General features: G+C 59.0%; 16 protein-coding genes. 14 read left to right on the forward strand and 2 right to left on the reverse strand.

Annotation, left to right across the window (positions count from 1 at the left end):
- Window positions 1-63 precede the first annotated feature (63 nt).
- The 8 genes from CFBP5473_RS19530 to CFBP5473_RS19565 all read left to right on the forward strand — a co-directional run bounded on the left by CFBP5473_RS19530 (window position 64) and on the right by CFBP5473_RS19565 (window position 9,261).
- Window positions 64-1,017 (forward strand): sugar-binding transcriptional regulator, encoded by a 954-nt coding sequence (locus CFBP5473_RS19530; RefSeq protein ID WP_027676321.1) that lies wholly within the window; start codon window positions 64-66, stop codon window positions 1,015-1,017.
- Window positions 1,018-1,160: 143 nt separating this feature from the next.
- Entirely contained in the window at window positions 1,161-2,474 is a 1,314-nt protein-coding gene (locus CFBP5473_RS19535) for an ABC transporter substrate-binding protein (protein WP_027676322.1), read from the forward strand.
- A gap of 123 nt (window positions 2,475-2,597) precedes the next feature.
- On the forward strand, window positions 2,598-3,470 hold the full coding sequence (locus CFBP5473_RS19540; protein ID WP_027676323.1) for a carbohydrate ABC transporter permease: 873 nt from the start codon (window positions 2,598-2,600) through the stop codon (window positions 3,468-3,470).
- Window positions 3,471-3,481: 11 nt separating this feature from the next.
- On the forward strand, window positions 3,482-4,306 hold the full coding sequence (locus CFBP5473_RS19545; RefSeq protein ID WP_027676324.1) for a carbohydrate ABC transporter permease: 825 nt from the start codon (window positions 3,482-3,484) through the stop codon (window positions 4,304-4,306).
- Window positions 4,307-4,317: 11 nt separating this feature from the next.
- Window positions 4,318-5,316: an ABC transporter ATP-binding protein gene (locus CFBP5473_RS19550; RefSeq protein WP_027676325.1), complete on the forward strand. Its 999-nt coding sequence runs from the start codon at window positions 4,318-4,320 to the stop codon at window positions 5,314-5,316.
- Window positions 5,317-5,423: 107 nt separating this feature from the next.
- Window positions 5,424-6,908 carry a mannitol dehydrogenase family protein gene (locus CFBP5473_RS19555; RefSeq protein WP_027676326.1) on the forward strand — a complete coding sequence of 495 codons (1,485 nt, stop codon included), beginning with the start codon at window positions 5,424-5,426 and terminating at the stop codon, window positions 6,906-6,908.
- Window positions 6,909-6,912: 4 nt separating this feature from the next.
- Window positions 6,913-7,617, forward strand: a complete 705-nt coding sequence (locus CFBP5473_RS19560; RefSeq protein WP_027676327.1) for an HAD family hydrolase — start codon at window positions 6,913-6,915, stop codon at window positions 7,615-7,617.
- A gap of 69 nt (window positions 7,618-7,686) precedes the next feature.
- Window positions 7,687-9,261: an FGGY-family carbohydrate kinase gene (locus tag CFBP5473_RS19565; RefSeq protein ID WP_027676328.1), complete on the forward strand. Its 1,575-nt coding sequence runs from the start codon at window positions 7,687-7,689 to the stop codon at window positions 9,259-9,261.
- A 12-nt stretch (window positions 9,262-9,273) separates the two neighbouring features.
- Here CFBP5473_RS19565 and CFBP5473_RS19570 read toward each other — a convergent pair whose 3' ends face one another.
- Window positions 9,274-9,456 carry a hypothetical protein gene (locus CFBP5473_RS19570; RefSeq protein WP_234881858.1) on the reverse strand — a complete coding sequence of 61 codons (183 nt, stop codon included), beginning with the start codon at window positions 9,454-9,456 and terminating at the stop codon, window positions 9,274-9,276.
- 268 nt (window positions 9,457-9,724) lie between these two features.
- Between CFBP5473_RS19570 and CFBP5473_RS19575 the strand changes: the two genes are divergently transcribed.
- Window positions 9,725-10,900: an aminotransferase gene (locus CFBP5473_RS19575; RefSeq protein ID WP_027676330.1), complete on the forward strand. Its 1,176-nt coding sequence runs from the start codon at window positions 9,725-9,727 to the stop codon at window positions 10,898-10,900.
- A gap of 4 nt (window positions 10,901-10,904) precedes the next feature.
- Here the strand turns inward: CFBP5473_RS19575 and CFBP5473_RS19580 are convergent, their stop codons facing one another.
- Window positions 10,905-12,101: an AGE family epimerase/isomerase gene (locus CFBP5473_RS19580; protein WP_037171368.1), complete on the reverse strand. Its 1,197-nt coding sequence runs from the start codon at window positions 12,099-12,101 to the stop codon at window positions 10,905-10,907.
- A gap of 207 nt (window positions 12,102-12,308) precedes the next feature.
- Between CFBP5473_RS19580 and bcsN the strand changes: the two genes are divergently transcribed.
- The 5 genes from bcsN (at window position 12,309) to CFBP5473_RS19605 (ending at window position 21,472) form a co-directional block, all read left to right on the forward strand.
- Window positions 12,309-13,337: a cellulose biosynthesis protein BcsN gene (gene bcsN, locus CFBP5473_RS19585; RefSeq protein WP_234881859.1), complete on the forward strand. Its 1,029-nt coding sequence runs from the start codon at window positions 12,309-12,311 to the stop codon at window positions 13,335-13,337.
- A gap of 110 nt (window positions 13,338-13,447) precedes the next feature.
- A complete protein-coding gene (gene bcsA, locus CFBP5473_RS19590; protein ID WP_027676333.1) occupies window positions 13,448-15,640 on the forward strand; it encodes a UDP-forming cellulose synthase catalytic subunit in 2,193 nt (730 codons plus the stop codon).
- A complete protein-coding gene (locus CFBP5473_RS19595; RefSeq protein ID WP_051441344.1) occupies window positions 15,640-18,147 on the forward strand; it encodes a cellulose biosynthesis cyclic di-GMP-binding regulatory protein BcsB in 2,508 nt (835 codons plus the stop codon). Before bcsA ends, CFBP5473_RS19595 begins: the two co-directional genes overlap by 1 nt.
- Window positions 18,144-19,193 carry a family 8 glycosyl hydrolase gene (locus tag CFBP5473_RS19600; protein ID WP_037171370.1) on the forward strand — a complete coding sequence of 350 codons (1,050 nt, stop codon included), beginning with the start codon at window positions 18,144-18,146 and terminating at the stop codon, window positions 19,191-19,193. Before CFBP5473_RS19595 ends, CFBP5473_RS19600 begins: the two co-directional genes overlap by 4 nt.
- Window positions 19,190-21,472: a tetratricopeptide repeat protein gene (locus tag CFBP5473_RS19605; RefSeq protein WP_037171372.1), complete on the forward strand. Its 2,283-nt coding sequence runs from the start codon at window positions 19,190-19,192 to the stop codon at window positions 21,470-21,472. Before CFBP5473_RS19600 ends, CFBP5473_RS19605 begins: the two co-directional genes overlap by 4 nt.
- Window positions 21,473-21,550: the final 78 nt, after the last annotated feature.

The raw sequence follows: 21,550 nt of genomic DNA on the forward strand, positions 1-21,550 counted from the left end.
TTACGTTGACATTTTATCGCAAAAAATGTCAGCACTTACGGGAATTAACGTAAAGGCAGGTGCATGGCCAGGCGATCCGATAGCGGTGGGCGGTTAGACGATGCGGCGAGAGCTGGCTGGCTCTATTACGTTGCGGGCCGCACACAGGATGAGATTGCCGCGGCCATGGGAATTTCCCGCCAATCGGCACAAAGGCTTGTCTCGCTGGCAGTCGCCGAGCGCCTGATCAAGGTTCGGCTCGATCACCCCATTGCCGCGTGTCTGGAAAAAGCGCAGGCGCTGCGGCAGCGTTTTTCTCTCAAGCATGTCGAAGTGGTGCCGAGCGATCCCGCTGGCGTTTCTTCGACGGTCGGTATCGCCGAAGCGGGTGCTGCGGAAATTGAGCGATGGCTCCGCACGCCAGAGCCCATCGTACTTGCAATCGGCACGGGGCGAACGCTGAGGGCGGCTGTCGATCAGTTGCCACCAATGGAATGTCCGCAGCACCGCATCGTCTCCTTGACCGGCAATATCGGGCCGGATGGTTCGGCGGCCTATTACAACGTCATCTTTTCCATGGCGGATGCCATCAAGGCCCGGCATTTTCCCATGCCGCTGCCGGTGCTCTGCCCTTCGGCGGAAGAGCGGGAATTGCTGCATGAGCAGTCCCTTGTCCGCTCCAACCTGGCACTTGGGGCGGCGGCGAACGTTACCTTCGTCGGCGTCGGCGAATTGGGCGAAAACGCACCGCTTTGCCTCGATGGCTTCATTGCCGTGGATGAGATGAAGCGCCTGATCGCTGAGGGGGCTGCCGGAGAAATCTGCGGCTGGTTCTATGATGGCGACGGCAGGATCATGAACAATCCAATCAATGATCGGGTGGCCTCCGTGCCGGTGCCGTCACGAGAAACGTGCACAGTGATCGGCATTGCCCAAGGCAAGCGAAAATCACCCGCAATCCTTGCTGCGCTGCGAGGTGGGTTGCTGAATGGCATCATCACGGATGAGAACTCCGCCGAGTATTTGCTCGCCAATTGAGCAATAATTTGCAAATAAAATCAGTATTTTAGCTATTACTTGTGCATCGCAGCGCAGGATGATGCTTGACTTTTGATGCCCAAAAGTGAGTAATTGCCCTCGAGCAAAGCGAATGCTCATAATTTTCTTCTGGGAGGAAGATCATGACATTGAAGACACTTCTGCTGGGCGCGTGCTCGGCTCTCGCCTTTTCGGGCCTCGCTTCCGCAGAAACGCTGACCATCGCCACCGTCAACAACGGTGACATGATCCGCATGCAGGGCCTGACGAAGGAATTTACCGACAAGAACCCGGACATTCAGGTGGAATGGGTCACGCTGGAAGAAAACGTCCTGCGCGAACGCGTAACGACGGATATTGCCACCAATGGCGGCCAGTACGACATCATGACCATCGGCAACTACGAAGTTCCGATCTGGGCAAAACAGGGCTGGCTGCTGCCACTGGAAAAGCTCGGCGACAATTATGACGTTAACGACATGCTGCCGTCCATCAAGGGCGGTTTGACGGTTGACGGCAAACTCTATGCGGCACCGTTCTACGGTGAATCCGCCATGATCATGTACCGCAAGGACCTGTTTGAAAAAGCCGGTCTGAAGATGCCGGAAAACCCGACATGGGAATTCATCGGCGATGCGGCCCGCAAGATCACCGACCGCAAGGCTGACGTCAACGGCATCTGCCTGCGCGGCAAGGCGGGCTGGGGCGAGAACATGGCCTTCATCACCGCGCTGAACAACTCGTTTGGCGGTCGCTGGTTCGATGAAAACTGGAAGCCGCAGTTCGATCAGCCGGAATGGAAAAGCTCCCTCCAGTTCTACGTGGATCTGATGAAGGATGCCGGTCCGTCCGGTGCAGCTTCCAACGGCTTCAACGAAAACCTGACGCTGTTCCAGCAGGGCAAGTGCGGCATGTGGATCGATGCGACCGTTGCTGCGTCCTTCGTGTCCAACCCCAAGGATTCGACCGTTGCGGACAAGGTTGGCTACGCGCTGTTCCCGACGCATGGCGAACTGAAGAACCATGGCAACTGGCTGTGGTCTTGGAACCTTGCCATTCCGAAGAGCTCGAAAAAGGCCGATGCGGCTGAAAAGTTCATTTCCTGGGCAACCAGCAAGGACTATTCCGCACTCGTCGCTTCCAAGGAAGGCTGGGCAAACGTTCCTCCGGGCACGCGCACCTCGCTCTACAAGAACGCGGACTACGAGAAGGCAGCGCCATTCGCCAAGACGACGCTCGCGGCAATGAACGCAGCCGACATCACCAAGCCGACTGTCAAGCCCGTGCCTTACACGGGTGGTCAGTTCGTGGCGATCCCTGAGTTCCAGTCGCTCGGCACCACCGTCGGTCAGCTTTTCTCGGCGGTCGTTGCAGGCCAGTCCTCGGTTGACGATGCGCTTGCAGGCGCCCAGTCCACCGCAACGCGTGAAATGACGCGCGCCGGTTACATCAAGTAATCCTCCCGAAGACCGTCGTCCGGCAATCCGCCGGGCGGCGGCCACTTGGACAGACAGTCACCAATAAAAGAAGAACGACACCGCCTGCGGGTTCAACCGCGCGCGACATTGGGAGGGCAGCTTATGGCGACGCAAAATACCAGAAATCTGGCGCGCGTGATGATGGCGCCCTCCGTCTTCCTGCTTCTGATCTGGATGATCGTGCCGTTGGCGATGACGCTGTGGTTCTCCTTCCAGAACTACAATCTTCTGAACCCGGCCAATGTCAGCTTTGCTGGCCTGTTCAACTACAAATTCTTCTACACCGATCCGGCCTTTTTCCAGTCCATCTGGAATACGCTCGTCATCGTCGGCGGTGTTTTGCTCATCACCATCATCGGCGGCACCGCCATTGCGCTTCTCTTGGACCAGCCGATCTTCGGTCAGGGCATCGTGCGCATTCTGGTGATCTCGCCTTTCTTCGTCATGCCACCAGTCGCTGCGTTGATCTGGAAGAACATGATCATGCACCCCGGATACGGCGTGCTTGCGGACCTGAACAGGTTCTTCGGTTTTCAACCCATCGACTGGTTCTCGACGTTTCCGCTTCTGTCCATCGTCATCATCGTGGCGTGGCAGTGGCTGCCCTTTGCAACGCTGATCATTCTGACCGCCCTTCAGTCTCTGGACGGAGAGCAGAAGGAAGCAGCGGAGATGGATGGCGCGAATTTCTTCAACCGCTTCATCTATCTGACGCTGCCGCACCTTGCGCGGGCGATCACGGTCGTCATTCTCATCCAGACCATCTTCCTTCTGGGTGTCTATGCGGAAATTCTCGTCACGACGAATGGCGGACCGGGCTATGCCTCGACCAACCTGCCGTTCCTGATCTACCGCACCGCGCTTCTTGGCTATGACGTGGGTGGCGCATCGGCTGGCGGCATCATCGCCATCGTACTCGCCAACATCGTCGCCATCTTCCTGATGCGCGCCGTCGGCAAGAACCTCGATCGCTAAGGAGACGTATCATGGCTCGTAAAGTCTCTACCCGCTCAAAGATCGGCTTTTCCATCGCCGCATGGGTGGTTGCGCTCATCCTTTTCTTCCCGATCCTCTATGCCTTCCTCACCTCCATCAAGACGGAGCCGGAAGCCATTGCGGGCTTCAGCCTCTGGCCATCGGGCACGCTGGAAAACTACATCACGGTCAATACGCAGCGCGATTACTTCAAGCCCTTCATGAACTCGGTGGTCCTTTCGGTCGGCTCCACGATCCTGGCACTCATAATCGCAATTCCGGCAGCCTGGGCCATGGCGTTTTCGCCGACCAAGCGCACCAAGGACATTCTGATGTGGATGCTTTCCACCAAGATGATGCCTGCAGTTGCCGTGCTGGTGCCCATCTATCTGATGTTCCGCAATGCAGGGCTGCTCGATACGCGCATCGGCCTTATCATCATGCTGACCATGATCAACCTGCCGATCGTGGTGTGGATGCTCTACACGTATTTTCGTGAAATTCCGGGTGAAATTCTGGAAGCGGCCCGCATGGACGGGGCGTCGCTATGGAACGAGATCATTTACGTTCTGACGCCGATGGCTGTTCCCGGCATAGCGTCCACGCTTCTTCTCAACATCATTCTGGCATGGAACGAATCCTTCTGGACCATTCGTCTCACCACCACCAATGCAGCACCGCTGACGGCCTTCATCGCCTCCTTCTCGTCGCCGCAGGGCCTGTTCTGGGCAAAGCTTTCCGCAGCCTCGATGATGGCGATTGCTCCGATCCTCGTGCTTGGCTGGTTCAGTCAGAAACAACTCGTTCGCGGCCTGACCTTTGGCGCGGTGAAATAAGGAAAACAACAATGGGCAGCATTTCGCTTAAAAACGTTTCCAAGGTTTTCGGTGACGCCAAGGTCATTCCCTCCATCAATCTCGATATCGAGGATGGCGAGTTCGTCGTCTTCGTCGGCCCGTCGGGCTGCGGCAAGTCCACGCTGCTGCGCCTCATTGCAGGTCTCGAAGATGTCAGCGGCGGCCAGATCGTCATCGATGGCAAGGACGTGACCGAAAGAGCACCCGCCGAACGCGGACTTGCCATGGTGTTCCAGTCCTATGCGCTTTATCCGCATATGAGCGTGCGCAACAATATCGGCTTTCCACTGAAGATGGCAAAGATGGAGAAATCCGCCATCGACAAGAAGGTCAATGATGCTGCGGCCATCCTCAATCTGACGGATTATCTGGACCGCCGCCCGTCGCAGCTTTCCGGCGGCCAGCGCCAGCGCGTTGCCATCGGTCGCGCCATCGTGCGCGAACCCTCCGCCTTCCTGTTCGATGAGCCTTTGTCGAACCTCGATGCTGCCCTTCGCGGTACGATGCGACTTGAGATCAGCGATCTTCACAATCAGCTCAAGACCACCATGATCTACGTGACCCACGATCAGGTGGAGGCCATGACCATGGCCGACAAGATCGTAGTGCTGAACCGAGGCAATATCGAGCAGGTCGGCTCCCCGCTCGATCTTTATCGCAACCCGGCCAATCTCTTCGTTGCAGGCTTCATCGGTTCGCCGCGCATGAATTTCGTCAAGGGTGCTTATGCTTTCGGCAAACATGCCGATACGGTGGGCGTGCGCCCGGAACATCTAGTGCTTTCCAAGGAAAGCGGGCTGTGGAAGGGCAAGGTATCGGTTGCGGAACATCTCGGCTCCGACACCTTCCTGCATATCGATGTCGAGGAAATCGGCATGATCACCGCGCGTGCGGGTGGCGAGTTCGCCTGTCAGCACGGCGACACCGTCTACATCACACCGGATGAGAGCAAGGTCCACAAGTTCGACAATAAGGGCCTCGCCATCTGAGAGCAGCGCTCCGGCCATAAAGCCTTCGGCAGTGAGCCGATACGGAATGAACCCTGGGCGCAATTCCCGGCGCCCGGTTCGGTTGGAAATTATTCGAGGATTGTCTCATGACGTGCAAACTATCCCTTGCAACGCTGGCTCAAGCCAAGGCGACGGCAGCAGTTCCGTCCTATTCGCGGGACGATCTGTCCGCTGGCATCGTCCATTTCGGCGTCGGCAACTTTCACCGCGCGCATCAGGCGATCTATCTCGATGATCTCTTCAACACCGGGGCGGATCATGACTGGGCCATCATCGGTGCGGGCGTCCTGCCTTCGGACGCCGTGATGCGTGAAAAACTTGCCGATCAGGATTTTCTGACGACGGTGGTGGAGCAGGACAATAATCGTACCGGCGCTCGCGTGACCGGCCCGATGATCGATATTCTGCCGGTTGGCGATACCAAGGCCATCATCGACGCCCTGTCCGATCCAAAAATCCGCATCGTCTCGATGACGATCACGGAGGGCGGATATTTCATCGATGCATCCGGCTCGTTCAACCCGCAGCATCCTGCCATTGCCGAGGATGGCAAAAATCCGGCGTCACCGAAAACGGTTTTCGGCCTGATCGTCGCGGGTTTGCGCGCCCGCCGCGACAAGGGCTTGCAGCCCTTCACGGTCATGTCCTGCGATAATATTCCGCATAATGGCAAGGTCACCAAAAACGCGGTAGTTGGTCTCGCGGCGCTCTCCGATCCGGCTTTCGCCAACTGGATTGGTGAGAACGTGTCCTTCCCCAATTCCATGGTGGACCGGATTACGCCCGCAACGGGTGATCGTGAAAAAAGCATCGCACGCGATGATTTCGGCATCGAGGACAATTGGCCGGTCTTCTGCGAAGAGTTCAAGCAGTGGGTGATGGAGGATAAGTTCCCCGCTGGTCGCCCGGCGCTGGAAAAGGTCGGCGTGCAGTTCGTGCCAGATGTTGCGCCTTATGAGCATATGAAAATCCGCATCCTGAACGGTGGCCATGCGGCGATTGCCTATCCGGCAGCGCTGCTCGATATCCATTTCGTGCATGAGGCGATGGAGCATCCGCTGATCCGCACCTTCCTTGCGAAGCTGGAGAAGGAAGAGATCATCCCGATCATTCCGCCTGTGCCGGATACCAATCTCAACGAATATTTCGACCTGATCGAGCGCCGCTTCCTAAACCCCAAGATCGGCGACACCATTCCGCGTCTGGCGCAGGATGGCTCGAACCGCCAGCCGAAATTCATCCTGCCATCGACGGCGGATCGTCTGGCGAAGGGCGATGATATCGTTGGCCTCTCGCTAGTATCGGCCCTGTGGTGCCGCTATTTCTACGGCACGTCGGACAGCGGGAAGGAGATCGTTTTCAACGATGCCAGTGCCGAGCGCTTGCAGGCCGCGGCGATCAAGGCGAAGGACGATCCGATGGCGTTTCTGGCCTTGTCCGATATATTCGGCGAGGTTGCGAATTCCGACCTCTTCCGCAAGCGCTTCGCCCATGCTCTAAAGACGCTGTGGAGCCAAGGCACCGCTAATACGCTGCAACTCTATCTGGATAATAAACTCATCGAAAGCTGATCTTATGCCAAGCGAAACCGGCCCCCTGCTGATCTTCGACTGCGACGGTGTTCTCGTCGATAGCGAGCCGGTTTCAGTCGCCGTCCTCATCGATATGCTCGCCCATCAGGGCGTGGAAATGACCGAGGAGGAAGCCTATCAGCGCTTCCTTGGCCGCAGTATCGCCAGCATGACGGCAACGCTTTGGGAGGAATACGGTATCGAAACCGATATCGATTTTCTCGATCATATGCGCAGCGCCCTGTTCGAGCGGTTTCGGCTGGAACTGAAGGCAATCGAAGGCATGGCGGAAACGCTGGATCGTCTCGAAATGCCGCGTTGCGTCGCGTCCTCAAGTCAGCCGGAGCGCATTCGTTATTCGCTGGGACTGACCGGGCTGCTGGAAAAGTTCGAGCCGCATATTTTCAGCGCGACCATGGTCAAGAACGGCAAGCCCGCGCCCGATCTGTTCCTCCATGCGGCAAGCCGGATGGGTGTAGAACCCGCCAATTGCATCGTCATCGAAGACAGCCCGGCGGGCATTCTGGCGGCAAAAGCTGCCGGTATGTGCGTTTTCGCTTTTACAGGGGGCTCTCACGCACGCTTTCCCGCATTTCGAGAGCAGATTGCCGCTCTGGAGCCCGATCTGGTGTTTGACGCCATGCCGGATTTGGTCCAACTTGTCGGCAACCGAAAAGGCCGCGATGGCTTTGGGTTAGAGGCGGGCTAACGTGCAAGCGATGAAACGGAACCGTCTCATCCCCGCGGTCTCGCAAATGAGGGATGGGAAACTAGCTTAATGCGTCAATATCTCGTTGCGGTCGATGTCGGAACAGGCAGCGCGCGTGCTGGCGTGTTCGACCGTAACGGCATTATGCTTTCCCGCACGACGCATCCCATCATCATGCACCGGCCCAGAGAAAATCATGCCGAACATGATTCCGAGGATATCTGGAACGCGGTGTGCCTCTCCGTGCGCGGAGCCTTGGCGCAGGCTGCAATCCCGGCGCAAAGCGTGGCTGCCATCGGCTTCGATGCGACATGTTCGTTGGTGGCTCGAGGAAAATCCGGTGAGCAGGTCTCGGTATCGACCAGCGGGGAAGATCGGTTCGATACGATTGTCTGGCTGGATCATCGCGGCATTGCGGAGGCCGATTTCCTGACGGCATCCGGGCATCCTGTTCTGGATTTCGCAGGCGGATCGATTTCACCGGAAATGCAGATGCCGAAGCTGATGTGGCTGAAGAAGCATCTGCCGCAAAGCTGGGCGAGATCGGGCCATTTCTTCGATCTGGCGGATTTCCTCACTTGGAAGGCGACCGGCAGCACGGCGCGTTCCAACTGCACACTCACGGCTAAATGGAATTTTCTGGCGCATGAACAGCAGGGCTGGCGACGGGATTATCTTGAACTGGCCGGGATCAGCGACCTCTTGCAGCAGGGCTCGCTGCCGGATGTGACCGTCGAACCGGGCAAAGCCATCGCCCCCCTGTCTGAAAAAGCTGCGCAAGAGCTTGGGCTCGATACCGGATGTCAGGTGGCAGCTGGCATGATCGATGCCTATGCGGGCGCGCTTGGCGCACTTGGAGGAAGCCTCAGTGCCGACGTTGGGCGCAATGTGGCGCTGATTGCCGGGACCTCCAGCTGCCTCGTGGTGCTGACACCGCAGCAGATGCAGGGCCACAGCCTTTGGGGGCCGTACTGGCAGGCAGTGCTTTCCGGCCATTGGCTGGTCGAAGGCGGGCAGTCGGCCACGGGTGCGCTGCTCGACCATATCGTGCGGATGCATCCGGCGGGAGGGGAGCCCGATGCGGCCTTGCATGGCCGGATCGTCAAACGCGTACAGGCGCTGCGCGAAACGGAGGGCGAGGCCTTCGCCAGCCGGCTTCATGTTCTGCCGGATTTCCACGGCAACAGATCGCCGCTCGCCGATCCGCATGCCCGGGGTGTCATCAGCGGGCTGACGCTCGACACCTCATTCGATAGCCTCTGCGCGCTCTATTGGCGAACAGCCGTTTCCATCGCGCTCAGCACGCGGCATGTTCTGGAGGCGATGGAGGGATTTGGCTATGAAACCAGCACGCTTCATGTGGCGGGAGGCCACATTCACAATCCGTTGCTGATGGAGCTTTACGCCGATGTCACCGGCAGACGGGTCGTCGTGCCGAGAACCAGCGATGCAGTTCTGCTTGGCACGGCGATGAATGCTGCGTCAGCGGGGCATGTCCATAAAAGCCTCGTTGAAGCGGGCACGGCCATGTATCCGGGCTTTGAAGAGCTGGCACCGAACGTGGAACGCGCGAAAATTTATGAGCGCGATTACAAGCGCTTCCTCGCAATGTATCAACATCGCGAGGAACTTGACCAAATCTGAGCCTTGAGGCGGCTAAATCACCGGATAGAGCGACCAAAAGAACAGGTCGTGTTCCTGATCGCGGTCGCGCTGTTCTGCATCGTCCTTCGTGGTCTGCTCCCGCTTGGAAACAGTCTCGCGCTTCAGTTTCTCTTCCTGTGCCCTACGGCCCAAGCCGAAGAGATCGAAGGAAAGCATGTTGAAACCAGCAACCATTTTCATTCCTCCAGTCACCAAACTTAACGATGTGTAAAGTTTCGCGCGTTGCCATGATTTCGTCAAGATTGTCTAGGGAATTTGTATTGTACCGTTGTGGATGAAAATCGAAGTTTCATTTCAAACTGGCGGCTCTTCGTAGCGCATTATTCCATGCTGGTATTTCATTCGTCCTCGCGCATCGTCAAAACCGCTTGCCTCCCGCAACGCGATCATGGATTGTCGCCGCGCTGCGTGAACGCTTAAATTCGATGTTCAAGGAAAGACCATGCCTGCCCAATTCAATCCGCTCGTTGCGGATCTTCTTGCTCCCCCGGTGCCCTCCGTTTTTGCCTGGGCGCGTGCTTATGGAGGAGGAGGGCGCGGGCCTCTGATCGATCTTTCGCAGGCTGTCCCCGGCTATGCTCCGCATGCGGATATTATGCACTGGCTCTCTCAAGCCGCAGCCTCGACCGCCTATACGGGCTACGGCCCGATAGAAGGCGAGGCGGAGCTGCGTTCGGTTTATGCAGCACATGAGGCCGAACTTTACGGCGCAAAGTTGGCGTCTGAGAACATCCACATCACATCCGGCTGTAACCAGGCCTTCATGTGCGCCGCGATGGCCGTAGCAGGTGCGGGGGACGCGGTGGCGCTGACCAACCCGTTCTATTTCAATCAGGACACGACGCTCGAAATGCTGGGCATACGCCGCGTTCTGATCGACTGCGACCCTGCCGATGCCTTTCTTCCGAAGGTGGAAGCGGTGGAAGCTGCGCTGAAGAGCGGGGTCAAGGCTCTCGCTCTCGTCACGCCAAATAATCCGACAGGTTCCGTCTATCCGTCGGCCCTGCTCTCCGACATTTTCGCGCTGTGCCAGCGCTATGATGCATGGCTGATACTGGACGAGACCTACCGGGATTTTCTTCCGCTGGAAAACCGCCGTCCGCACGAATTGATGGGTGTGGAGGGCTGGGAGAGCAATCTCATCATGCTCTACAGCTTCTCGAAGTCCTTCTGCATTCCGGGCCATCGTCTGGGCGCGATCACGGCGGGCGCGGAAACCGTCACCCAGATCGCCAAGATCATGGACAATCTCCAGATTTGCGCAGCGCGTGCGCCGCAGGCGGCTGTTGCCAAGGCCATTCCGGCTCTCGTGGACTGGAGAGATGATAACCGGCGCGAGATTGCCGCGCGGGCCGATGCCCTGCGCAGCGTCATGACCGCGTTGCCGCAATGGAAGCTCGTTTCCGTGGGCGCTTACTTCGCCTTCGTCAAGCATCCCTTTGCAGGTGTGTCTTCCGCGCTCGTTGCGGAGCGGCTGGCAAAGGAAGCAGGCGTCGTCTGCCTGCCGGGAACTTATTTCGGCAAAGATCAGGGCGATTATCTACGTTTTGCTTTCGCCAACGCGGATGCACAGACAATCGCCAAACTTCAGGAGCGGCTCTCCAGCTTCACGCTTTAGCCGACTATAGCGCGGGCTTCGTCATGGCCTTCAGTGCATCTTCCGCTTCATAGATGGCGCAGACGATGTGATAGAAGGTACTGGCGGGTGACGGTTCATCGATCATCGGCGCATCCGCAGGCCATTTGTCGAACCACAGGCCTCTGATCGGCGTGTCGAGGAAAGGCTGAAGCGCGCGAATGGCGTTCAGCGCGGAAGAGAGATAGGTGTAACGCTCCTCACCCTCCGTCGCTGTGGCAAGCCGGATCGAGGCTTTCAGCCATTCCGTCTGGGGCCACAGGCGGGCCAACGGGTCATGCATGCTGAAATCATCCAGCAGGCTCATCACCGCCACCTTGCGGCGCGGGCATATGCCGTGCGTTTCGCCGATTTGGAAAAGCCGCTTCGCTTTCGAGATCGCGTCGAAACTGTTGCGCAGCAAGCCCCAGCGAACGAGAAGCCAGGCCCATTCGAACTGGTGACCGGGCTCCATGATCCGGCCTTTTTCGCCGGGTGCCGGGTTCCAGTCATGGTCGAAGAATTCGCGCAGGCCGCCATTGCTTCCATCAATGAATTTGGTCAGCGCAAGATCTGCGATTTCGTCGGCTAATTCTCTCCATGGCCCTTCGGGATCGACGGTCTCCCAGGCAAGCATCGCTTCGAAAAGATGCATGTGCGGGTTGGAGCAAAGCGGCTCGCGAGGTGGATTGGCTTCCTCGAAACCCTGCACAGGATGCCTGTAGGCATTCCGGAGAACGGAAAGAATGTGCAGCGCGCGCTCACGCATGTCGTTCTTCCGTTCGGGAAAGACGGCAGCGGTCTGTGCTGCGGCAAAAAGGGCGAATGCCTGATTGTACAGATCGAAGGACGGGTCGATCAGCTTGCCGGAGGCATCTGCGAGATTGCCATAGAGACCGTTTTCAAGACGATATGTCTTGTCGAACCAGCTTAGACCGTGGTCGACGGCTTTACGCCAGTTGCCCTGCCAGCCTTTCTGGCCCGCTGCGGCATAGCAATAGGCCTGACGAGGCTGGACGCGCGAGCGGCGGTTGTCTCCCAGCACAGGATTTGCATCCTGGCCCACGCGCTCATGGAAGCCACCATCCGGCTTTGCAGCGCCAACATCCCACCACAGGGGCAACGCAGCGTCATCGAGCCATCGACGCAAACCAGCAATTTCTTCCGTCAGTTGTCGTGTCGGGCTCATGGGTTGATCTGCCATCGTTCTATCCGTTTCCGTTCCTGATATAAGTTCGGTCCGTTAAGACTAGATCAACCCCAAATCCCTGCCGGATGACAAAGTTCCCAAATCCGGCGTTTCCGGGCAGCCTCATTCTACGTCAGCGACTTTTAGGATTGCTAATTTGCGGTGCTCACGTATTTCGGAAGAATGGCTTGGTCACATCTGATTCGTTCTGTGCGAAACCCTTTGGGTGGACGTGATGCGGCGGCAAGAAAGGCCTCCGCAATTGCGCTGTCTTGCGGTGCGGCACTTGCGCTTTCAGGCTGCAACACACCGGCAGGTGTGCAGCAGTCCGGTGTGCCGAAAATGCTCTCGCCGGAAGAGGCGCTGATTTTTCCGCCGCCCGGCGGCCCGGAAATCCTGACCGTCATCAACCGCAACTATTCCAACGCCGTGCAGCAGGATGTCATTCTGCGCTCCGATGCCGCAACGCCGGGGCAGAATTATCTGAAGGTTCAGCTGTACGGGCCGCAACGTCCCGAAGATGAAACGCGCGACGGATTGTCCAACAGCAGTCTGCGTGTCTCCTCCATCCAGCGTGAAATCCGAACGGCGTTTCCGGGCGTGGCAATGTCCACCTCTGCGGAATACCTGCAAAACAGCTACGGTGCCTTCTCCTATGCCTCCGGCAAGGGTTTCGGCAACGATACCTGTGTCTATGGATGGCAGCAGATACGCTCTGCGGAAAGCATGCGCCAGGGCTTCAAGAACCTGGGCCGCATCAATGTGACGCTGCGTCTTTGCCAGTCCGGCGTCACCGTGCGCGATCTGCTGACCGTCATGTATAATTACACCATTACCGGCAGCTACAAGTCGGATAACTGGAACCCCTACGGCACCGCGCAGGAGCCGGATAAGGGCATCGGGCGTTCCGGCAGCCCAATCTACCCAACGACTGCCGGCGAAGTGCCGATGCAGCCGGGAGCGCAGACGCTGGTGAAAGCGCCGCCGCCGCGTGTCGTGCGATACACGGCGCCTCGCCCGGTTGTCGTTCAACCCGCGCCGGTCGCGCCGCAGGCGGCGACATCGGCTCCAGCAACAACTCAGACACAGGCGCAGTCGAGCGTGGTTATCCCCTCGCCAACCCTTGCGCCGGGGGCAGGTACACGCCCTGCCAGCGTGGCGGCACCTGCGCGTCGCGTCGAAACGAAACAGGTTTCCATTCCCTCCCCGACATGTGTGGCGGGAGAGACGAACGGGCAAACCTGCAATTAACTGTTTTAGGTGTAACTGCTCCACATGGCGTCTCGATGATTCGAAGTGCCAGTGGCATGAGGCCAAAGGGAGCAGTTCGTTCCTGATCGACTTGATGTAAAGGTTCGCTGATGAGCAAGGCCATCACATTCATTATCTGGCTGTTCATATCGGCCTGCGTCCTTGTCATCATTACTTTGCCCGTCAGTTTGCAGACGCACCTCATCGCAACCGCGATTTCGCTTGCGCTTCTGGCCACCATCAAATCCCTCAATGGCAAGGGCGCCTGGCGGCTGATTGGCCTTGGTTTCGGCACCGCCATCGTGCTGCGCTACGTCTATTGGCGCACGACAAGCACGCTGCCGCCGGTCAATCAGCTCGAGAACTTCATTCCGGGCTTCCTCGTCTATCTCGCTGAAATGTATAGCGTGCTGATGCTGGGGCTCAGCCTCGTCATCGTGTCCATGCCGCTGCCTTCGCGCAAAGGGCGGCCCGGCTCGCCGGGCTACAGGCCAACGGTCGATATTTTCGTGCCCACCTATAACGAGGATTTCGAGTTGCTGGCCAATACGCTGGCAGCAGCCAAGAACATGGATTACCCGGAAGACAAGTTCACCGTCTGGCTTCTGGATGATGGCGGAACCGTGCAGAAGCGCAATGCGCCGAACGGGCTGGATGCGCAGGCAGCCACGCGCCGCTACAATGAATTGCAACAGCTCTGCGCCGATCTCGGCGTCAACTACCTCACGCGCGAGCGCAACGTTCACGCAAAGGCGGGCAATCTCAACAACGGTCTGGAGCATTCCACCGGCGAACTCGTCACCGTTTTCGATGCCGACCACGCGCCTGCGCGCGATTTTCTGCTGGAAACAGTGGGGTATTTCGAAGAGGACGAGCGGCTCTTCCTCGTTCAGACGCCCCACTTCTTCGTCAACCCGGACCCCATCGAACGAAACCTGCGCACATTCGAAACCATGCCGAGCGAGAACGAAATGTTCTACGGCATCATCCAGCGCGGTCTGGACAAGTGGAATGGCGCGTTTTTCTGCGGCTCTGCCGCCGTTCTTCGGCGCACCGCGCTCACCGAGACGGATGGTTTCAGCGGCGTCAGCATTACAGAAGACTGCGAAACGGCGCTTGCCCTGCATTCGCGCGGCTGGAACAGCCTTTATGTCGATAAGCCGCTGATCGCCGGTTTGCAACCGGCCACCTTCGCCAGCTTCATCGGCCAGCGAAGCCGCTGGGCGCAGGGCATGATGCAGATTCTGATCTTCCGTCAGCCGCTCTTCCGGCGCGGGCTGTCGTTCACCCAGCGGCTCTGCTACATGTCGTCGACGCTGTTCTGGCTGTTTCCGTTTCCGCGCACGATCTTTCTCTTTGCGCCGCTCTTCTACCTGTTCTTCGACCTGCAGATTTTCGTCGCCTCGGGCGGTGAGTTCCTGGCCTATACGGCTGCATATATGCTGGTGAACCTCATGATGCAGAACTTCCTCTATGGAAGTTTCCGATGGCCGTGGATTTCCGAGCTCTACGAATATGTGCAGACGGTGCATCTTCTGCCCGCCGTCGTCTCGGTTCTGTTCAATCCCAGCAAACCGACCTTCAAGGTCACGGCGAAGGATGAGTCCATCAGCGAAGCAAGGCTTTCGGAAATCAGCCGTCCCTTTTTCGTTATCTTCGCAGTGCTGATCCTTGCCATGATCTTTGCGATCTATCGTATTTACGCCGAGCCCTACAAGGCAGACGTGACGCTGGTCGTTGGCGGCTGGAACCTGCTCAACATCATCTTTGCCGGCTGCGCGCTCGGCGTGGTTTCCGAACGCGGCGAAAGATCGGCATCGAGACGCATCACCGTGAAGCGTCGGTGCGAGTTGCAGATGGATGAGGATGGGCCATGGCTACCGGCCACGGTGGAGAACGTCTCCGTCCACGGCATGCTGATCAATATTTTCGACAAGGATCTGGTTGCGATAGAGAAGGGCAAGACCGCCACCATCCGCGTTGCAACGCATAGTCCGGGCGTGCCGCCGACGATGACGATCAATGTCGTCAGAACCGTCAAGCAGCAGGGCTTCATGTCCATCGGCTGCACCTTTGCGCCGAAAGCAGCCATCGAGCACCGCCTGATTGCAGATCTGATTTTTGCCAATTCCGAGCAGTGGACGGAGTTTCAGCGGGTTCGCAGAAAGAACCCTGGCCTGATCAAGGGAACGGCGACGTTCCTGGCGATTGCTGCATTCCAGACACATCGCGGTCTTTATTATTTCGCGCGCTCCTTCAAGCGCAGCACGCCGCAGAAGGCTCCAGCAGGAGCGACGAAGTGATGAGACAGCCGCTCATTCTTGCTGCGACTTTCGCTTTGCTGGCTGCATCGGCCCTTGCCCAGACAGCACCCTTCGACATGTCGCCGGAACGTCCCGCGAGCCCTCCGCCCGCCAGGCCCATTCCGCCTGCACCTCCAGCCATACCCCAGGCTCCCGTATCTCAGCCTCCGTCCCAGCCGGTAGCGCCGCCCGCTCCCCCGCAACCGGCGGCACCGCCGCAGGCAACCCCGAGCAACCCACAACAGGCGCCCAGCATTCCTCGAGCGCAACCCGCACAGTCCATTCCGGCAGCACCTCCGCAGGCACCGGTTCAGGCCACGCCAGCGTCACCGCCTGCTGCACCCGTCAATACAGCGGACGAGCGTCGTCGCTATATCCTGCCTTTTACCGATCTCAGCCTCTCGGGTGAAATGGATCAGCGGCAGTGGACGATCTATCTGACGCCGGAGCAGGCCGAGGCCGCCACGGCGCTGAATATCGGATATCAGAACGCCATCGTCGTTGCGCCTGAAAGCTCCAGCCTGCTGGCCGCCATCAATAATGTGCCGCTGGAACGGAAGAATATTTCGTCGCCCGATACCGAAGCCAGCGCTTCGATGTCGATACCGCCGGGCACGCTTCAGGCCGGGGCCAATGTCATTACGCTTGGCGTGCAGCAGCGTCACAGAACCGATTGCACCATCGAATCTACCTATGATCTGTGGACCGATATCAACCCGGCCAGCACCTACCTGTCGCTCAATGCCGATGTCGCCAACCGCTTCAGCAATGTCGAGGATATACAGGCCACAGGCGCTGGCGGTAATGGCCTGACCTCCATCGATATCGTTGCGCCGGGCCTTGCCAACCCGGTCTTTGCTGAATCCCTGCTGCGACTTTCGCAGGCCCTTGCGCTGCGCACGCAGATGCCCAATCAGCAGATCGTCTTTCACTCGACGGTGCCTGCCGAGCGGAAGTCCGGCTCCTTGATCGTGCTTGCAGGCACGTCGCGCGAAATCGCCAGCGTTATGCGCGCGGTGCCGCCGGAAGTCCTGTCGGGACCGTATGCGGGCTTCGAAAACAATATCGTCAATGGGGTCTCCGCACTTGTCGTCGGTGGACCGACGCCGCAGGCGGTGCAGACGGCAATCGATAGTCTCCTGACATCCATCGAGCGCCCAGCCGGATCCTCGCGGGCCTCGCTTTCAACCAAGGCGTGGCATACGCCGGACGCCCCGCTCATCATGTCGGATCGTCGTATTCCATTATCGGCACTTGGCATCAAAAGCGCGGAATTTTCCGGTCGCCGTTTCCGCACCGATTTTACGGTTGGCGTTCCTGCGGATTTCTATGCTGCAGCCTATGGTGAGGCGACCCTTCTGCTGGATGCCGCCTATTCCGGCGATGTGCTGCCGGGCAGCCATATCGATATCTACGTGAACGGAAATATCGCTTCCACCGTGCCGATCACCAATCGTGGCGGCGGCATTTTCCGGCACCTGCCGATCAATGTCACGCTTCGCCACTTCGTGCCCGGCGCAAATACGGTAGCCATCGAAGCCGTGGTGCAGACGCAGGCCGATACGGCCTGCGCGCCCGGCACGACGGCCAGCCAGACACCGCGTTTTGCCCTGTTCGATACGTCCGAATTCCGCATGCCGAATTTCGCGATGATCAGCCGCGCGCCGGATCTGGCCGCGACCAACGGTGTGGCCCAGCCCTACCGTGCCGGAGAACAGCCGGTCGCCGTTTTCCTTGAGCGGGTGGATGCGGATATCCTTTCTTCAGCCGCGACCCTTCTCGGTCGTCTGGCCGTTGCCGCGGGCCATCCGATCAAGATCGATATCGTCGCGTCCCCCGCCGTCGTGGGTGAGAGAAACGCGCTCTTCGTCGGCACGCTCTCGCAGATGCCGCCAGCGCTGGTCACGCAGTTCAACATCGCGCCCGCAAGCCAGACGGCATGGAACGACCGGCAGCAGAAGGCAGCTCCCTCTGGCGAGCAGACGGATCAACTGTTCGAAGACTGGCGCCAGCGCGTGGACGGCGGCCTGTGGCAGGGGCAGATTTCATCTTTCGAAGAATGGATGCGCCGCAATTTCGATATCACCTCGGATACGCTTCGCTTCCTGCCCGGTGCCGAGCAGATTTATACGCCGCCCGGCAATGTCAATTTCATGCTGGCGCAGGGCCTCAGTCCCGGCGGTGAGGGCGTGTGGACTTTGGCAACCGCCCCCACCAGCGCCGATCTCCGTTCCGGCGTCAGCGCCATTACCGAGTTGAAGCGCTGGTCTGGCCTTTCAGGCCGCATTGCCACCTATGATGCCAGTGCGGACAAGGTTGAATCCATTGTCGCCGAACAGCAGGCTTTCTTCATCACGCGCCCCTTCTCCTTCTCGAACTGGCGTCTGATCGCGGCCAACTGGCTGTCCAGCAATACGCTGTCTTACTCGCTGGTCTTCATCGGTTTCCTGTCGCTGCTCGGACTTGCAACCTTCATTCTCCTCAGGGGAGTGGGACGCAAGCCATGACGAGATTTTCCCGACTGCTGGTGAAGACGATCTGGCTGCTTATGATGGTTCTTTCTCCGATCACAGCGAAGGCAGCTTCGCTCAACGCAGCGGATTGGGAGAGCTATCGCGCCTCATTCCTCGATCCTTCGGGCAGGATCATCGATACGGCCAACAACAATATCAGCCACAGCGAGGGGCAGGGCTACGGCATGTGGCTGGCGGTGCTGGCCGATGACGTGTCGAATTTCGAGCTGATCTGGTCTTTCACCAAAACCGAACTACTGGTGCGCGACGATGGATTGGCCGCATGGAAATGGGATCCGCAGGCCAACCCGCATGTCTCGGACATCAACAATGCGACGGATGGAGATATACTGATCGCCTACGCATTGTCGCTTGCTGCCAGGCAGTGGGGGCGTCAGGATTATGCTTCCGCAGCACAGGCAATCGCTCAGGCCGTGCTGGACAAGACGGTGATAGAGCGTGGCGGCAGAACGCTTCTGCTTCCCGGCACGACGGGCTTTGCCGAGACCGAGCGGCCAGACGGCCCCATCATCAATCAGTCCTATTACATTTTCGAGGCGTTTCCGGCGCTGAACGAACTCGTGCCATCTCCGCTCTGGGGCAGGCTGACGGCAGATGGACTGGCCGCAATCACCAACCACGCCTTCGGCGACCGGAAGCTTCCCGCCGACTGGATTTCGGTCAAAACCCGTGCAAGGCCTGCCGATGGCTTTCCGCAGGAGTTTGGATATAATTCGGTGCGCATCCCGCTCTATCTTGCCCGCGCGGGCGTCGGCACGCCGGAACTTTATGACAGGCTTTCGCGCGGCATGTCGCTCGAAACGGGAAATGTCGCGACATTCGATCTGCGCACCGGCGCTGCAAAAGATGTGCTTTCCGACCCCGGATACCGCGTCATTCCCGCACTTCTGGCCTGCGTTTCCAAGCGAACGCCCATTCCGCAGGACCTGAAAAGCTACGCGTCAACACTTTATTATCCATCTACGTTGCATCTCTTGGCTTTGTCTTTCGTAGCGCAAACGAATCAGGAGTGCCTATGAACAAGAAGCCTCTGTTGATTTCTGCCGCGGTACTGGCGCTGTGCGGCCTTGCCGCATTCCAGTGGCGTGACGCGCTGGTGGATCGCGTGGGCGAAATCCATACGGCTTCCGTTCAGGATGGTTTCGGCACAGGCGCGACGTCTAATAATCGCCAGACCAGAGGCAACGTTCAGCTTGCGCTTGGCGATGTGCCGCCTTCACCCTTCTCCACGACACCGCCTGTCACCACCTCCACGGATGTTGCCCAGGCCCCCAACCGCGCGCCTCAGGCAACGCCGCCCGCGTCCCAACCGGCAAACAGCCAGCCGCCGCCAGCGGTGGATGAAAGCGCGCTTCGTTACTTCGCAGCGCGTGGAGATACGGCCCGTTTGCAGGCGGAAATCGCGCGCCTGAAGGCGCTTTATCCCAACTGGACGCCGCCTGCCGATCCAACCGCTGTCGCGCCGACCGGCGATCCGCAGCTGGAAACCATGTGGCAGCTTTATGCCAATGGCCGGTATCCGGAAGTTCGCAAGGCCATTGCAGACCGTCAGACGGCGGAAGCGGGCTGGCAACCGCCGGACAATCTCATCGAGATGCTCAACCTTGCCGAAGCAAGGCAAAGGCTGGTGAACTCGTCCGACCTAAAGCAATATAATGCGGTCATCGACGTGGCCGCGACCAACCCCGGCTTGCTGACCTGCAGCGAGGTTGATGTGCTGTGGCGCGTGGCCGAAGCCTTTGCCCGCACCGACAAGCCGGAGCGCGCGCGCGACGCCTATAATTATGTGCTGACGAACTGCGATGGCGCGGCCGAACGTCTTGCCACCGTGCAGAAGGCGTCGACGCTGCTGCCTGTCGATATGATGGAAGCTCTGCTATCGCGTGAAAAGCCGGGTGCGGATGGTCAGCTCGAATTCGAACCGATCAAGGACGATCTGGCGCGCCAATTCGTAGCCAAGGCGGGTGAAGACCCCAAGGTGACGGTACCGCCCGCCTATCTGATGCGGCTTGAACGGGTGGCCGAAGGCAACAAGCTTGCAAGCGATGCGCTTCTGCTCGGCTGGTACAATGTGCGCCGTGAGAAGATGGATGATGCGGAAAAGTGGTTCCGTCGCGCAAGAGACGCGGAAGATTCCGCCTCTGCATCCCAAGGCCTGACTTTGGCGCTGATTGCGCGCGGCGAACCGCGCGAGGCCGAAGAGGTGATGTACAAATGGCGCTCCTCCTCTGACGATGCGCGCGCAGCCTATCTCGCGGCTGCCGCCAATCTTCTGGCGCTCGATCCGCCGGTTGCGCTGGAGCCTGAGGTTCTGCAGCGTATCGCCACCGAGACCGTGGCACAGAAGGATGCTGCAACGGCGCAGGAATTCGGCTGGTACTCGCGTGCCTTCCAGCAGCCGCAGCTGGCGCAGCAGTGGTTTTCCGCGGCTCTCCAGTGGAAGTCGGATGACGAGCCGTCCGCCTATGGTCTTGCTCTCACCTATCAGGAACTCAACAATCCTGCGGAAGTGCGCCGCCTGCAACAGCAGTGGGGCTCCACATCTCAGCGCATTCTCGATGTCGGTCGCCCGGTTTCCCAAGTCGCAGAAGCAACTCCAGCAGTACGCCAGCCAGCGCCCGGCCCGGCGCAGAGCCAGACGGTTACCTTGACTCGTCAGCCACGTGCTGCTGCGCCCCAGCCGACAGCAGTGGCCTATCAGGCGGCGGAGCAGGTTGCGGCAAGCCGACAGGTGGTAGAAGTGCGCCAGACGCAGGGTGTCCGCAAGTCCAGCCGCTGCGCAACCCATATCAACCCGGAAGCGCTAACCCCGCAAAGCGCGCTCCAGCAGGGCTGGTGCCTGATGGAGGTGAACCGCCCTGCGGAAGCACTGAAGGCGTTTTCCGCAGCCCTGAAAGGCGGGCAGGCGACGGTTCGCAGTGACGCGGCTTACGGCCAGAGCCTTGCCTATCTGCGCATGGGCCTGACGGACAATGCTGCGGTTTCCGCAACCAAATCCTCAATGGATCGCCAGAAGGCAACCGAACTTCAGGTGGCCATCCTCACTGACCGGGCGCTCGCGGCCTATCAAAGCCAGCGTTACGAAGAAACGCTCATTCTGCTCGATCAGCGTGCCCGCTTTACCGGCGAGCGTATCGATCTGATGGTCATTCGTGGCTACGCCTATCTCAACATGAAGCGTTATGCCGAGGCGATCCAGATTTTCGAGGGCGCTGCCGCAACAGGTAACGCAGATGCCATTCGCGGCCTCTCGAATGCGCGCGACGCCCGCCCGAGCCGCGGACCGCAGGGCGGTTAATTCGCGTTTCATTCGACAGTTTTCATGGAATTCATTGAAAGTTCATGTGGCGGCGGCTATGTCGGTTGCAAACCAACG

This window comes from Agrobacterium larrymoorei, assembly GCF_005145045.1.
Lineage (GTDB): Bacteria > Pseudomonadota > Alphaproteobacteria > Rhizobiales > Rhizobiaceae > Agrobacterium > Agrobacterium larrymoorei.